Raw genomic sequence first — 14,696 nt, forward strand, 5'->3', positions numbered from 1 at the left:
AAGGGGGTTCGGGCACGCACGGTGCTGCGGGCCCGGAGGTAATCGCCCTGGTCCGGAGAGGGCTGCACAGCAAAGCGCCCGCGGGCAAGGTGACCGCGGACGAACGACTTCGGAACCACGACTGCTCTGTGCAATACGCTAATCCCTCTGCTAGGGCATCGCCAGGTCGGTTCGGTCGTGGGCCGGTGCAGGCAGTGCCGCGGGCAGGGCAGCCAGCGTCCCCGAGGCCGGTCGACTTTGAAGGCGGGGCGGACCTCCCAGCCCACAAGTCCGCCTCCAAGAACGGCTTTGCGCCCTCCTCACCACCGGGACCGGGCTAAATCACGCCATGGATTCAGGACAGAGCGCACTGGCAAGCGGGCTGGGGGGCGCCCTGATCACCGCAGCGGCCGCCTACCTTAAGTCCTCTCGATGAGTTGATGTCACCCACCGACGAGTTGACTGCCGCTACCGGCCGCGGCTGCGACGAACTGCCCGGCACCGAGCTGACCGTCACCGCGAACCTGGCCGCCGCCACGGACACGGACGTCGGCCCCCGCGACGTCCAGCTCCCCGCACAATGCCGCTTACAGGCAGCCCGGCCCATCAAACCTGCTCGTCACAGGCCCACCGCCAGAGTCATGATGGGCCCGTTCCGTTTTGTACGACGAGCGGACCGCCCCTCATGGCACTGCCCCAGCTCAGTGCGCGATGGCCGCACGCCTGGAGGACACGCTCACGGTCCTGTGCGCAGACGCACTACGGGATGACCCGCCGCGCAGCGTGCCCCGCCTGGTGCTTCCGGCGATGCAGGCCGCGGGGCTCGTCGCGGAGCTGCTGTCGGTGGCCGAACGGACTTGGTGGCGCGGTGACGTGCCCGGTGGGCTTCTTTCCGTGACAGAAGTTGCCGACGGGACGTGGCTGTGCGTCGCCGGTAGCGTGGACAGTACCCGGGCGGTCGCCCTGGCTTCCGCCGCAGGGACGGGTCCCGGGGTGTGTGTGGAGGCTGATGGCCATGGTGGTGGATACCAGCGTGGTAGAGGCCCGTCGCCGGTCCGAGCCGGTGGAACCGGGTGACGCGTCCGACCTGCTGGGCCACTATCTCAACGAGATCGGTTCCACTCCCTTGCTCAGCGCCCGGGAGGAGGTGGAGCTGGCCAAACGTATCGAGGCCGGGGTGTACGCCGATCATCTGCTGTGTGAAGCCGAGGCCAGCGGGTGTGAACTGCCCGCCGAAAGGCGCCGTGACCTGCAGGCAGTGGCCCGTGACGGTCAGCATGCGAAGGACCACATGATCCGCGCCAACCTGCGACTGGTCGTCGCGATCGCCAGGAAGAGCTACGGCCGTCGCGGCCTGCCGTTCCTGGACGTTCTACAGGAGGGGAACCTGGGCCTGATCAGGGCGGTGGAGAAGTTCGACTACACCAGGGGGTACAAGTTCTCCACCTACGCGACGTGGTGGGTCCGGCAAGCCATTGAACGGGGTCTGGCCCGCCACGCCAGGACGGTACGACTGCCCCTCCAGGTGGTGGAGGACATCGGCAAACTCGGCCGGGTGGAGCGTCGCCTGCAGTTTGCGTTGGGCCGTGAGCCGACCGTGGAGGAGGTGGCGGCCGAAAGTGGCTTTGCCGGCGAGAAGGTGACCCGGCTGCGCCAGGTGGGGCGTCAGACGATCAGCCTCGATACCCCGGTGGGCGAGGAGGGTGACACCGTCGTCGGTGACGTCATTGTGGACATCGATGTGCTGCAGGCGCCGGAAGTCGTGGAGTACCGCGCTCTCGCCGAGCAGCTGAAGGCGACGATGGATGCGTTGCCGCCGCAGGAGGCGCTGGTGCTCACTCTGCGGTACGGCTTCCACAATGGCCGGCCGCGGACCGTGCAGCAGACTGCCGAGCAGGTGGGGCTGACGTCGGCGCGGGTGCGCCGGCTCGAGAAGCAGGCCCTGGCGCGGCTGCGTGCCCCGGAGCGCCACACGCTGTTGGGCGCGTGGGCAGGCTGAGGAGGATGTGGCGGACGCCGGACTCACGCAAGGCGTGATGAGAACTCAGGCCCCGATGAAAACTCAGGGTGGCCAGCCGCCGCACGCCGCCCCGAGAGGTCAAGATCGAGACGCGGGAGGGGTGGAGTACGCCCTGATGAGCGCCCTGCTGGAGATCGACGGAGCCGCCTACTCCGGATCGGGCATGATCGTTCGCCAAGCCGTGGCCTACGCGGCCGTGACGGGCACCCCGGTTCATCTGCGTCATGTCCGGGCACACCGACCGCATCCGGGACTGCGACGTCAGCACCTTTGCGCGGTCGAGGCGGTCCGCACGCTGGTCGGCGGAAGGGTCGAAGGAGCGTCGCTGGGGTCGCGAGAGTTCACCTTCTGCCCTGCCGGTGAGGTGCCGCGAGGGAAGTACGCGTTCGACGTGGGTACGGCGGGGTCGGCCACGGCGCTGTCGCTCGCGCTGCTGCCCGTCCTCGCCACGGCTTACGAGCCGGTCGGCGTCGAACTCACCGGTGGGCTGTTCCAGGATCGAGCGCCCTCGGCCTTCCATCTGCAGCACGTTCTCGTTCCGCTACTCGGCCGGATGGGGCTCGCGGTCACGGTCACGCTGGTTCGGCCCGGTTACGTGCCGACCGGCGGCGGCGTGCTGCGGCTCAGCGTGCGGCGCCCCGGCCCGCTCGTCCCCGTGGAGGTCGAGCGGCCAGGGCCGGTGCGGTCGGTGTGGGGGATCGCTCTCGCTTCCCACCTGGAGGAACGTCGGGTGAGCCGGCGGATGGCTGACGGTGCCCGCGCGGTGCTGGCCCGGGCCGGACACGAGGCCCGCATCGAAGAGCGCGACGACACCAGTGCGCTGCAGCCGGGCGCCGGGCTGGCCTTGTTCGCCGACCTGGCGGGCGGGTGGCGGCTCGGTGCGGACGGGGCCGGAGCCCCCGGGCGCCAGGCTGAGAAGATCGGGCTGGCCACCGCCGAACGTCTGCTGGAGGACCTGCGAACCGGTGCCGCACTCGACCGCTTCGCCTCCGACCAGATCATCACGTTCACCGCGCTGGCCCGAGGCCGCAGCCGGACGTGGCTGGCCGCGGTGACCGACCATGTTCGCACCGGGATCTGGCTGACGAACCTCTTCGGCGTGGCACGGGCGAGCCTGGACGGACGCCTTCTCGTCGTCGAGGGCGGCGGACCTGCCACAGAGCATTCCTGATTCAGGTTGACCCGTGAAGAGGTACCGACGAAACGGGTTTCTGCCGGTGACGGAAGCCACGCTGTTCTTCGCTTTGTACTTCCGTGGACCCAGCCAGCTCGGTCTACGTGGAGGTGCTCGCCGCGCCGGCCGGCTGCATCGTGCCGACGATCAGTGCGACCCTGTGTCGGACGATCGTCATCGTGCCTCTCCTTCGTCCGACGAGCGTGGAAGCCCTGATTGTCTCGTTCGATCCCAGCGTGCGACAGGGCCCTTGACAGGCGGCTGAGAGAGGCCGGGTTCGCGGTGGCCACGCAGGGCGCGGCCATTACCGAGGGCGCTCGGCGCGCGGCCCTCACCAGGTCTTCGTACGGTTGAAAGGGGTGATGTCACGGTGGTGATTGAGGTGAAGGCCGGATACCGCTGGGCGTGCTCACGTGCCGCCTGACTACTCCATGGCTGTCCGAGACGCCGGCCCCCTGTCGGCGCAACGCCTTTCTGCTCGCCCCCGTCACGAACTCAGGAGGAGCACCTATAGCGCGACTGGCTCGAAGGCGTTCGCAGGCATCGGGCTTCCCCCCGCCGTCGGAAGGAGGGCGCGATGGCTGAGCAGGATCAGGCCAGGTGGTTGGAGGACTTCTCGATGGCGGACACCGCCGTGGTCGGTGGCAAGAATGCCTCACTCGGGGAGATGATCCGCAACCTGTCGCCCCGGGGCGTACTGATCCCGAGCGGCTTCGCAACCACCGCGCAGGCATACTGGTACTTCCTCGCTGCCAACAACCTGGCCCCCCGGCTGTCTGAGCAATCGACGCCCTGCACCTCGGCGCTGACCTGGCCGAGGTCGGTGAGGCGATCCGGCGGATGTTCCTCGACGCCCAGTTCCCGCCCGACCTGGCCGAGGCCGTCCGCTGCAGGTACCGGGAACTGGGTGACCGCCTGCGTCGGGCCGACCCGGATGTTGCGGTGCGCAGCAGCGCCACCGCCGAGGACCTTCCCGAGGCAAGCTTCGCCGGGCAGCAGGAGACCTTCCTCAACATCACGGGCGAACAGGCCCTGCTGGCGGACTGCAAGCGCTGCTACGCGTCCTTGTTCACCGACCGGGCCATCAGCTACCGAGAGCACCACGGTTTCGATCACCTGAAGGTGGCTCTGTCGATCGGCGTGCAGCAGATGGTCCGCTCCGATCGGGCCGGAGCGGGCGTGATGTTCACCCTTGACACCGACAGCGGGTTCCCGCACGTGGTGCTCGTCAACGCGGCGTTCGGCCTGGGCGAGTCCGTCGTGGGCGGCCGGGTCGACCCGGACGAGTACCAGGTCTTCAAGCCGCTGCTCGCGCAGGCCGGCACCACTCCGGTGATCTCCAAGTCGGTCGGCGGCAAGCAGACCAAAGTCGTTTACGGCGACAGCGCGCGGCAGCCCACGGTGACCGTGGCGACCACCGAGGAGGAGCAGGCGGCGTGTGTGCTCGACGATGCGGAGATCCTGCAGTTGGCCAGGTGGGGGGTGCTCATCGAGGAGCACTACGGGCATCCGATGGACATCGAGTGGGCCAAGGACGGCGACACCGGCGAGCTGTACATCGTTCAGGCCCGGCGGGAGACCGTGCAGGCACGCAAACAGGCCGCCACCTTGCGCTCCTTCCGGCTGTGGGAACGCGGCGAACGGCTGACGACCGGCCTGGCCGTCGGAGACGCCATCGCCGCCGGGCCGGTGTGCAACCTGCGCAGCGCCACCGAGATCGGGCGGTTCAAGGATGGTGCCGTGCTCGTCACCGAGACCACCGACCCGGACTGGGAACCGATCATGAAACGGGCGGCCGCCATCGTCACCGACCACGGCGGACGCACCTCACACGCGGCCATCGTCAGCCGAGAACTCGGCGTGGCCGCCGTCGTCGGTACCACCCATGCCACCAGCGTGCTCCTCGACGGCCGGGAGATCACCGTGTGCTGCGCGGAGGGCGAGGAAGGCGTCGTCTACGACGGCGTCCTCGACTACGACGAACAGGACATCGATCTGGCCGAGGTGCCGGCCACGACGACCAGGGTGATGCTCAACATCGCCAACCCATCAGCGGCGTTCCGGTGGTGGCGGCTGCCCGCCGACGGCGTCGGACTGGCCCGGATGGAGTTCATCGTCAACACCCACATCAAGATCCATCCCATGGCGCTGGTGCGCTTCGACGAGCTGGCCGACGAGCACGCCCGTGACCGGATCGCCGAGCTGACCCGCGGCTACGCCGACAAGACGGAGTACTTCGTCGAGCTGCTGGCCCACGGCATAGCGCGCATCGCCGCCGCCTGGTGGCCCAAGCCGGTCATCGTCCGGATGAGCGACTTCAAGACCAACGAGTACGCCAGACTCATCGGCGGCAGGCAGTTCGAGCCCGCGGAACACAATCCGATGCTGGGCTGGCGGGGAGCCAGCCGCTACTACAGCGAGGGCTACCGCAAAGGCTTCGGCCTGGAATGCCGGGCACTGCGCCGGGTCCGCGACGAGATCGGGCTCACGAACACAGTCGTGATGATTCCGTTCTGCCGCACCCTTTCCGTTCTGCCGCACCCTTGAGGAGGCCGACCGTGTCCTGGAGGTCATGGCCGATTACGGCCTGGTCCGCGGCCGCAACGACCTGGAGGCTTATGTGATGGCGGAGATCCCGTCCAACATCATCCTCGCCGCAGACTTCAGCGACCGCTTCGACGGCTTCTCCATCGGCAGCAACGACCTGACCCAGCTCACCCTTGGTGTCGATCGGGACTCCGAACAACTGCGCGCGCTGTTCAACGAGCGCGACCCGGCCGTCACCACCAGCATCCAGACCCTGATCGACGTCGCCCACCTCAAGAGACGCAAGGTGGGCCTGTGCGGTCAGCGGCCCAGCGACGACCCCGACTTCGCCCGCCTTCTGGTCGACGCCGCTATCGACTCGGTCTCGGTGACTCCCGACAGCTTCCTGTTCGTCAAGGACAACGTCGCCGCCGCCGAGAAGACCCGGCGCTCCGCTGCGACGGCCGCCGCAGCACCCCGTCACCCGGCCTCTCGTCAGCCGTGATCTGCTGGCAGTCCCCGGTGTCGGGGCAACCCGTGAACTCGTACACGCTGCGGCCCGTACAGAGGCACTGTCGAAGAGACATGGAGTCTGCGGTTGGCGGTCCTGGAGCCGGGCGCCGGCTGTCCGATTCGCAGGACACGGCGGAGACCCGCAGCATGGAAACGCCCCGAATGGCGGCCCACTCCCCCCGGTGGAGGGGCCAGCCCGGCCCAGGTGCCCGACGCCGACAGCCGGTGATCTCGCCTTCCAGATGGGCTTGAGGATCTTCATTGTGAGTTGCCCCGGCAGCCGCCTTCGCTGGTCTGCCCGACCCGTCGGCCCTGGCTGGCCCACGCCGTCCACAGCGCCCGACTCCAGGCAAGCTTGCTCTGCACCGCGGGACACGAGAAGCGAGGAGGGTTATTCCGCCCGGGCCACGGTTCGGATCAAGGTCACCAGCCGTGGACTACTGCTCGTGGGCGTGCGGGACGGTGATGACCGGGCAGCGTGCGTGGTGCAGGACGCCCTGGCTGACGGAGCCCAGCAGCATGCCGGTGAAGCCGCCGTGCCCGCGTGTGCCCACGACCAGGCCGAGGGCGTGTTCGGATGCCTTGGTGAGGACCTGCACTGGGTGGCCTTCGACGACTTCATGGTGCAGTTCCACTTGCGGATGGGCGGCGGTGCGCCCGGCGACCGTCTCCGACAGCAGCCGGCGGCACTCCTGGACGGCCGCGTTCTCGTCCAGGACTCCGAGTCGCGGAGGGTGCCACACGTACAGGGCCCGCAGGAGCGCGCCGCGCAGGGCGGCCTCCTCGAAGGCGAGGTCGACGGCGGCGGCGGACTGAGGGCTGCCGTCGACTCCGACCACGAAGTACGGCGGCTGCTGGGTGATGTGCTCTGGCTCCGGTACGACGACCACGGGGCAGGGCGCGTGGGCGATGAGCGGTAGGGTGACGGCGGCGGAGGTGAAGAACTCCTGGAGAGCACTCAGATGCCAGGAACCGAGCACGACCTCTTTGGCGTGCTGCGCGTGTTCACGCAGCACCCACGCCGGGTGCCCCTCCGCCAGTACCCCGGACACGTGCACCTGCGGGTGCCGGGACTCGACGAAGGCCACCGCGTCCTTCACCATGCGGTCCCCCGTCGCATGCAGCGCCTCGTTCCACTCCTCCCAGGACGGGTGCCCGCCCGTCGGTCGGTACCCGGGGGTCGGCAGGTTCTGTGCGAGGACCAGCAGCAACGGCAGGTGGCGCCGATCGGCCGCGTCGGCGGCCCAGGCGAGCGCCGCGCGTTTTTCCGGATCGGGATCGAGGCCAACCACGATCGGTGTACGTCCTTCTGTACGCGTCATCGCAGACTCCCAAGCTGTTCGACGACCGACCGGCGCTCCGGTGCCGACCGGTGGCGCCGGCCACGGCGGCCGACTCCGTCTCTTCCGGCGCGATGGTGCATCTACAGGCCCTCACGGGCGAGTCGTGCGCCGCGTGCCGCCTCCTCGGGCAGCCTGTGACGGGACCTCCAGGTCCACGGGCCAGCGGCCGGACACAGTCGGCTCAGCCGGACTTCCGGCCCGGGCGCGGCATCGGGTTCAGGGTGGAATGGTTCTGCGTCATGTCGTGCTGCTCATGCGAGGCGGTGGCGAGCCGGGCCGTTACCCGGCGGGGGAGATGCGGCCGTAGTGGCCGTCGTAGCGGTGGTAGAGGATGTTTCCCCGTCCGGTGGTGTCGTCGGCGTAGAACACGAACGGCGATCCGGTGATGTCCAGTCGCTGCTTGGCCTCGTCCAGGTTCATCCGGGGGGCGGGGAGGTCGCTGACGGTGAGCGGTACGGCCACGGGGCCGACGAGGTGGGGGTGGGGGTGCACCTGGGCGAGGCGGTAGCCGGTCGGGCCGGATCGGTACAGCACGCTGTCCTCGCCGGTGTCGATGTCGGTGAAGAGGTGGAAGCCGTAGTCCAACATCTCCATCTCGAAGGCCGCCTCGTCAGGTGACTCGCGGGCCAGGGAGAACGACTTGTGCCGCACGACCTGGCGTTCCTCGGCCGGACGGGGGAAGTAGTCGGGGCGGTGGGCGGGCTCGCTGCCGTGCCGCCACTCGTGCGGGCCCGGTGCGGGTCTGCGGCCTCGGCGGGCCTCCCAGTGCTCCTCCAGGCGTTCCAGCCCTGCGGCGAGCCGGTCCTGCAGCAGGTCGACGGCCTCGGTGACGGTTGTGGCGGCGACATGTGCCCTGGCAAGGCGCCCGTTGACGTCCAGGTTGGCCTGGGCGATCGCCGGTCGTTCCATGGCGGGGTTGGCCATGTGGTTCAACTTGACGCGGGCGAACAGGACCGGCTCCCGTGTTCGGCCGATGAGCGCCCGTACCTTCTCCTGCGCGTACCCGATGGCGCCGGGCGGCATCTGCCCCTGGGTCTCCACCTGGATCTCAGGGGCCTGCTGTGGTGCCGATCGCTTCATGACAGCCCTCCTTACGCCGGAATGTCACTTTCCACACTTATCGCCCGTAGCTCCTATGTGCACGGCCAGCGTCCCTCTTCCTGGCAGACCAGCTTCCCTGCCCCCTGAGCCGCACATGGCGGTGCGCCTCGTGCAGCGACGGCCTCAGAAGCTCGTTCCCCCCGGGATGGGCCGTCCGTCGCCGCCGCGGCCGGCTCCCCTGTACAGCCGTGCCCACTTCGTCGACGACTACGAGTACTGCAGCTTCCAGACCGCGACTCGGAGTCGCGGACCGCCGATGGCAGCGGCAGCATTCCGGACCGGGCGGCGTACGACGCCGCGGTCATCCCGCGCTCGAGCAGGTCAGATGGAACAGGCTGCAGGGCACCTGCACGCGTAGGCGTGACGGTTTCGGGCACCGACCGTCGCTCTGCTGCCCGGTGACGACAGCCGCGCCGCGCAGCAGGCGTAGGGAGAATCCCGGCGCGTGCATATGGGGTACGGCGACCGGCTGCTGATCGAGGACCTGTCGTTCACGCTGCCGCGTGGCGGCATCGTCGGGGTCTTCGGCCCCAACGGGGTCGGCAAGACCACCCTGTTCCGGATGATCGTCGGACAGGAGCAACCCGATGCGGGCCGGCTGCGCATCGGCGAGACCGTACGGATCGCGTACGTCGATCAGGCCCGTGCGGGACTGTGCCCGGACCGTCAGGTACCAGCGGACCGGGCGGCCGTGATCGATGCTGCCCGGAAGGTACCCGAGACCTTTCACGGCACGAACCAGGCGCCGTTGCTCGACAGCTGACACCCGTAACGAGCCGGATTGCCGCAATCGAAACAAATCGGCGCACATGAACAAGAGGAGGACCACCCGCTTCTTGTGGGTCCGAATTACGCGGTGCACGGTTTCTCTCCGCTCCCCTCGCGCCTCACGTCCTCCTGTTTAGGTCAACGTTCACTCCGGATCGGGAATTCCTCAGGCAGTGCTGGAACCTGGACCGCCGGCCACAGCAGGCCACCGGACAGTGCGTGACCGGTGACTTCTCCGAACGCCGTGCCCAACCAGGTGTCTCTGGCATTGGGGACCATCGGCCCTGGCAGCGACCGTATACAGGAGGAGCACAGTGGAGATGTGGGGGTCAGCCGGCGTCCACCGTGCGACGCGCACGCAGGAAAGGAGCTGCGACGATGACCGCCCAGCACAACACCGTCAGCGAAGTGATGACACGCGATGTCGTCACGGTCCGACCGGACACCCCGTTCAAGGAGATCACGTCCGTCCTGTCCAGCCATGGCATCAGTGCCGTACCCGTAGCGGACGAGCATGGTGCGCCGATGGGGCTGGTGTCCGAAGCCGATCTGCTCCGTAAGCAAGCCGAACAGCCTGACAAGTACGGCGGGCAGGCAGCACTGCCCGGGTGGCCGCGTGCGAAGGCCAAGGCACGCGCGGAGAACGCCGCCGGGCTGATGACCACCCCCGTGGTCACCGCTCACGCCGACTGGTCGGTCGCCGAGGCAGCCCGTGTGATGGATCGCCAGCACGTCAAGCGACTGGTGGTCGTGGACGAAACAGACCACATCATCGGCATCGTCAGCCGTCCGGACCTGCTGCGTGTCTTCCTGCGCCCCGACGAGGAGGTCCGCGAGGAGATACGTGACGAAGTGCTGACAGCGATACTGCAGCTGAGCGGACAGGAGGTGCAGGTCCAGGTCCACGACGGCGTCGTCACCCTGAGCGGCGAGGTCGAGAAGCGCAGCACCGCCCAGATCGCCGAACGGCTCGCCAAGGGCGTGGACGGGGTGGTCACTGTCAGGCCGCTCATCGACTACGCCATCGACGACAGGGCCGCCGAGGACCGACCACAGTCGGGCATCGAGGCCATCGACCCCCGTCGCGGTGATACGTAGAGCCGTATGCAACTTGCCGGGCCGAGATCCCGTGTCAGGTGTGCATCAGCAGTGCGTCGAGAGGTTCGTCATGGTGGAGGCGGCCGATGGCGCCAGCGAGCAGCGGGGCCACGGACGGGACCCGGACCGGCAGTGCCTGGTGCGGATGAGGTGCGAGGGCGTCGGTGACGAGCAGGCGGCGGATCGGCAGCCGACGTAGGCGCTCCTGGGCGGCGGCGACCAGGAGACCGTGCGTCGCGGCCACGGTGATGTCGGGAGCGGCCCTGCGGTCGAGCAGGACCCGCACGGCCGCTTCCACCGTCCCGCCGGTGCTGATCATGTCGTCCACGATCGCTGCGGGCCGACCGGCCACGTCGCCGACGAGTTCCTCGGCTTGCACGCTGGTGCCCGAGACACGGGTCTTGCGCACCGCGGCGACGGGCGCCGCAGCAGTCCGACTAGGGCGTGTGTTGAGTCGTGATCAATGGGTGGCTCGGGTGAGGTCCTTGATCCAGATCATCGAGGCGCGCAGGTGGAGGCCGGCGAGGTAGCTGTCCGGGGTCGACGGGCGCACATATACCACCGCCAGGCGGACCAGGTGCCACGGCTGGATCTTCCCGGGCCAGAGCGTAGACCGCCCCTTGGACACATCCGCCGGCTACCGAGCCGACAGCCGTGCCGTCGGGTCCAACCAGCATGGAAGCACTGGGCGGACGTGGGGCCGACCGGAAGGTGGCTACGACGGTGCCGACGCCGACCGTGTCCCTGTTCTCCCACCAGTCGACCAGCTCAGGTAGTACGTCACGCACGACTCAGCACTCCCAGGCACGAACCGCAGGGGGCAGACGCGACGTCACCTGCTCGGACCAGATCGCAGCGGCATGTCATCGACCGACCTCGCCAGAGTCCACGCCGGTCTCGCCGTGGTCCAACTCCGCCAGGGTCGCCAGATCCTCGCAGTCAAGCTCGAAGTCGAAAATATCGAGGTTCTCTCGCACGCGTTGCGAGTTGGAGCTCTTCGGCACAACGACCAAGCCTTGCTGGACGTGCCAGTGCAAGAGGACTTGGGTTGGCGTCCGTACTTCTTTGCGACCGCCTTTGCTGCATCCGCGCTGCGCAGGTCGCCTCCCTCCGCCCGTCGGGCTCCAGGACTTCAAGACAATGCCGTGCCGTTGAGCGAAGTCTGCCTACTCCGCCCGCAGCCCTGGATGTCTCACAGGCCGGTCGGGTAATGCCGGGCGTCGTCGGTCCGGTATGCGATGTGCTCGGAGACCGAGACCACGCCGTCAACGCTCCGGCACAGCCGCTCGATGACGGGGATCAGGCTCTTGAACTCGACGGAGCCACCGAGGGTGACCCGCCCCTCGCGAACCTCGACCGTCACCTCTGCGGGAGCAAAGCCCAACGTCTGCTGCAGCACAATCCGGTCGATCTCGTCACGGATGGCTTCGTCACGGCGCAGGAAGACCCGCAGCAGGTCGCCGCGACTGACGATGCCCTGGAGCCGGTCCGTCTCGTCCACCACGGGCAGCCGCTTGACGTTGTGGACCTCCATCAGGCGGGCCGCCTCGACCACGCTCCACTCCGGGCGCGCGCACACCGCGGGAGCCGACATCAGTTCCTCGGCTCTGGCACCCTCGGCCTTGGCCCGCTCCCAGGCCTCGAGGTGCGGAAGCGGTGTCCGGCCGAACGGGTCGGCCTGGTCCGCGCACTTGCGCAGCAGGTCGGCTTCAGACACCACACCCATCGGGCGGTCCAGTTCGTCCACTACGGGTACGGCGGTGACATCGTTCTCCGCCAGCAGCTTGACGATCTCTTTGAACGGCATGTCACGCCGCGCTCGGACGACCTCCCGGGTCATGAGCTCTCCTACCATTCGGTGGTGCATGTCCGCGCTCCCTTTCCGGGTCGTGACAGCCAGTCGTGGTCACGTGTCCACCGTGTCAGGAATCTGTCGCCCACAGGTGAGCCGCTGAGCCCGTCCGGCCAACCCCGGATCCGGGGTGGGCACCCCACGCGTCGGCATGTCGCGCGTGGCACGTCGGGCCTAACGACATTGTCAGGGAATGGCGGCGATCACGCGATCTCACCTCGGCGATCAACCGCGCAGTGCCATAAGCACTCGACATTCAAGGCGCCACAGGTCGCCTGCGCTCCACACCCGCCTCCTTATAGCCGACAAGCACCCACCGTCCGCCTGCCCACGCTGACGGTCTTGTCACTGCGTGCCCTCGGGGCCGGCCGGAGCACCGGACTTGCCGGTGAGATGGGGCTCGACGTCCACCACGCCCTCTACGGCGCGGACGAGGCGCGCGGCAACCGAGATGAGCGAGTTGTCCTGGACCTGTCCGCGGAGGGCGACGACTCCCTCGTGCACGTTCACGTTGATGGTGTGGCTGAGAGCGGGAAACAGGTAGAACACCACCGTGCGGCGGACCTCTTCCTCGATGTCGTCATCCGACCGCAAGAAGACCTTCAGTACACCGCCGCGGCTGACGATGCCCTTCAGTACGTCCTCGTCGTCCACCAAGGGAAGGCGCTTGACGTGCCTCACCGCCATGATCCTGGCCGCCTGGACCAGCGTGACGTCGGGATGCACCGTGATGGCGGGGGTGCTCATGAGCTCCTCGGCGGTCGCCGCTGCCGCCTTGGCGATGTCGGTCAGACGCTCACGCTGCTCATACAGCGTCAGATCGCGGTCGTGGAACTCCTGCCTTCGGCAGCAGGTCGGCCTCGGAGACCACACCGATGACGCGCATGCGGCCAGCAGCATCACGGCGAAGAGGTCGGTGAACTGCCGGGCGAGGTCGCGCCACGGTTTCCTCCTCCTCGCGGCCGGCAACTCGTTGGGTCCCAACCGGTCCCGCCGTGCCGCCGCATCCGCCGAGGCCAGTCCACGCGGCGAGGTGTCCAGCGCGGCGAAGACCTCCATGGTCGGCAAGGTCTGCACTGCGGGACCGGGTGTCTCGCTGGGGGCCGCCTGCCCGTGGCCCCCGTCACCGGGTGTCAGTACGGGTGTTCCGGTACCCATCGGTGTGTGCCCCTGCCGGTCGCTGTCAGGGCGCGGTCAGGCGTACGGCCGTGACCTTGTACTCGGGGCAGGACGTGACGGTGTCCGTGCGGTCGGAGGTGAGGCGGTTCACTCCGCTCTTGGGGAAGTGGAAGGAGCAGAAGACCTGGCCGGGGACTGTCTTTTCGCTGACCCTGGCGATGAGCCGGGCCTTGCCGTGCCGGCTCTCCACGGTGTGCTGTGCACCGTCCCGTACGTCGTACCGCAGGGCGTCGTCGGGGTGGAGGTCGAGGAAGTCGACCGGGTCGAAGACGAGGTTGCCGCCGCGGCGGGTCATGCTGCCGGAGTTGTAGTGGGCCCAACCGTCCCGTGACCAGGACCAGGGGATAGTCATCGTCGGGGTCACCGGGCGGGAGGTAGCCGGCGGGTCCGAGCGCGGCGGCTGCGGGCAGACCGAAGCCGCCGGCGACAGCCGGAGCCCAGGCCTCAGGGCTGTCCGCCGTTCCCGCCCTGACCCCGGCCAGCGCCTCGATCAGCCGGCTTCCCGGCCGCCCACGTCGGTCGGCCAGGGACCGAAATGCATCGAAACGGTCCGCAGGGGCCACGGGAACCATGCCCTCATCGTGCAGGCAGCCCCGTAGGGCGGCGGAAACCGTCTGCGGCCACTTGGCCAAACGCGGTGTCCACCGACAGTCCTTTCCCCTTGGTTGAGGCCGAGCGGTGCCACCGCGCGCACGCGATCGTGGAGCAGGTCTTCGCGAACCTGGAGGACTCCGCGCTCGGGCACCTGCCGTCGGGGAAGTTCACCGCGAATGCCGCCTGGCTCACCCCACCAGCCCTTGCGCACAACCTCACCCGCGCGCTCGGCACCCTCGTGTTCGTGTTCCACGCCAAGGCCCGCACCGGCACCATCCGCCGCCAACCCATAGCCGTCCCGGCCCGGTTGGCCGTCAGTGCCCGCACCTTGACCTTCCCGATCGAGGATGTCGTGGGGGAGACGCCAGCACGCAGTGAGCAGGCACCGCACTGTCTTCCGGCACGAGGCTCAGGCAGAGCTCCGCAAGATCCCCCGGGACACGCGCGCACCGTGTCCTGGCCAAGCTCACAGCACTGGAAACCGACAACCGCTCGGCTTCAACACTGTCGCGGGACCCGACCGGTTGCCGCTCTCCCTTACCCCGGGCA

Annotated in this window: 12 protein-coding genes and 5 pseudogenes; 8 read left to right on the forward strand and 9 right to left on the reverse strand. The window is 68.6% G+C overall.

The window, feature by feature from the left end; translation table 11 throughout:
* Positions 1 to 988: 988 nt before the first annotated feature.
* From VXC91_RS27180 to VXC91_RS27200, 5 genes and pseudogenes are all read left to right on the forward strand, one after another.
* The gene (locus VXC91_RS27180; protein ID WP_329509972.1) at positions 989 to 1,978 is read left to right on the forward strand and encodes a sigma-70 family RNA polymerase sigma factor; all 990 of its coding nucleotides are present in this window, start codon (positions 989 to 991) and stop codon (positions 1,976 to 1,978) included.
* A 136-nt stretch (positions 1,979 to 2,114) separates the two neighbouring features.
* Positions 2,115 to 3,170, forward strand: coding sequence for an RNA 3'-terminal phosphate cyclase (rtcA, locus tag VXC91_RS27185; RefSeq protein ID WP_329509973.1), 1,056 nt, complete (start codon positions 2,115 to 2,117; stop codon positions 3,168 to 3,170).
* Between the two features lie 622 nt (positions 3,171 to 3,792).
* Positions 3,793 to 3,948, forward strand: a pseudogene (locus tag VXC91_RS27190) (PEP/pyruvate-binding domain-containing protein); the annotation flags it as partial.
* Between the two features lie 65 nt (positions 3,949 to 4,013).
* Positions 4,014 to 5,720: a phosphoenolpyruvate synthase gene (gene ppsA / locus VXC91_RS27195; protein WP_329509974.1), complete on the forward strand. Its 1,707-nt coding sequence runs from the start codon at positions 4,014 to 4,016 to the stop codon at positions 5,718 to 5,720.
* Positions 5,721 to 5,745: 25 nt separating this feature from the next.
* Entirely contained in the window at positions 5,746 to 6,204 is a 459-nt protein-coding gene (locus VXC91_RS27200; protein ID WP_329509975.1) for a putative PEP-binding protein, read from the forward strand.
* A gap of 445 nt (positions 6,205 to 6,649) precedes the next feature.
* On the opposite strand, the gene VXC91_RS27205 is transcribed toward VXC91_RS27200, so the two are convergent.
* Both VXC91_RS27205 and VXC91_RS27210 read right to left on the reverse strand, forming a co-directional pair.
* Positions 6,650 to 7,534 carry a universal stress protein gene (locus VXC91_RS27205; protein ID WP_329509976.1) on the reverse strand — a complete coding sequence of 295 codons (885 nt, stop codon included), beginning with the start codon at positions 7,532 to 7,534 and terminating at the stop codon, positions 6,650 to 6,652.
* Between the two features lie 300 nt (positions 7,535 to 7,834).
* Entirely contained in the window at positions 7,835 to 8,635 is an 801-nt protein-coding gene (locus tag VXC91_RS27210; RefSeq protein WP_329509977.1) for a sigma 54 modulation/S30EA ribosomal C-terminal domain-containing protein, read from the reverse strand.
* A gap of 472 nt (positions 8,636 to 9,107) precedes the next feature.
* Between VXC91_RS27210 and VXC91_RS27215 the strand changes: the two genes are divergently transcribed.
* Together VXC91_RS27215 and VXC91_RS27220 are read left to right on the forward strand one after the other, a co-directional pair.
* On the forward strand, positions 9,108 to 9,419 hold the full coding sequence (locus tag VXC91_RS27215; protein WP_425578448.1) for an ATP-binding cassette domain-containing protein: 312 nt from the start codon (positions 9,108 to 9,110) through the stop codon (positions 9,417 to 9,419).
* Positions 9,420 to 9,802: 383 nt separating this feature from the next.
* On the forward strand, positions 9,803 to 10,522 hold the full coding sequence (locus VXC91_RS27220; protein ID WP_329509978.1) for a CBS domain-containing protein: 720 nt from the start codon (positions 9,803 to 9,805) through the stop codon (positions 10,520 to 10,522).
* Positions 10,523 to 10,556: 34 nt separating this feature from the next.
* On the opposite strand, the pseudogene VXC91_RS27225 reads toward VXC91_RS27220, so the two are convergent.
* The 7 genes and pseudogenes from VXC91_RS27225 to VXC91_RS27260 all read right to left on the reverse strand — a co-directional run.
* Positions 10,557 to 10,937: pseudogene (locus tag VXC91_RS27225) on the reverse strand (phosphoribosyltransferase family protein); the annotation flags it as partial.
* A 45-nt stretch (positions 10,938 to 10,982) separates the two neighbouring features.
* Positions 10,983 to 11,150 carry a hypothetical protein gene (locus tag VXC91_RS27230; protein WP_329509989.1) on the reverse strand — a complete coding sequence of 56 codons (168 nt, stop codon included), beginning with the start codon at positions 11,148 to 11,150 and terminating at the stop codon, positions 10,983 to 10,985.
* 25 nt (positions 11,151 to 11,175) lie between these two features.
* A pseudogene (locus VXC91_RS27235) lies at positions 11,176 to 11,310 on the reverse strand (XdhC family protein); the annotation flags it as partial.
* Between the two features lie 75 nt (positions 11,311 to 11,385).
* Positions 11,386 to 11,658 (reverse strand): aldo/keto reductase, encoded by a 273-nt coding sequence (locus VXC91_RS27240; protein WP_329509979.1) that lies wholly within the window; start codon positions 11,656 to 11,658, stop codon positions 11,386 to 11,388.
* 56 nt (positions 11,659 to 11,714) lie between these two features.
* Positions 11,715 to 12,389, reverse strand: a complete 675-nt coding sequence (locus VXC91_RS27245) for a CBS domain-containing protein (protein ID WP_329509980.1) — start codon at positions 12,387 to 12,389, stop codon at positions 11,715 to 11,717.
* Between the two features lie 330 nt (positions 12,390 to 12,719).
* Positions 12,720 to 13,385, reverse strand: a pseudogene (locus tag VXC91_RS27250) (CBS domain-containing protein); the annotation flags it as partial.
* A 172-nt stretch (positions 13,386 to 13,557) separates the two neighbouring features.
* Positions 13,558 to 13,905: a molybdopterin dinucleotide binding domain-containing protein gene (locus VXC91_RS27260; protein ID WP_329509981.1), complete on the reverse strand. Its 348-nt coding sequence runs from the start codon at positions 13,903 to 13,905 to the stop codon at positions 13,558 to 13,560.
* A gap of 616 nt (positions 13,906 to 14,521) precedes the next feature.
* Here VXC91_RS27260 and VXC91_RS27265 point away from each other — a divergent pair.
* Positions 14,522 to 14,659 (forward strand): annotated as a pseudogene (locus VXC91_RS27265) (type II toxin-antitoxin system RelE family toxin); the annotation flags it as partial.
* Positions 14,660 to 14,696 lie beyond the last annotated feature (37 nt).

The organism is Streptomyces chiangmaiensis, from assembly GCF_036281785.1.
GTDB lineage: Bacteria > Actinomycetota > Actinomycetes > Streptomycetales > Streptomycetaceae > Streptomyces > Streptomyces chiangmaiensis.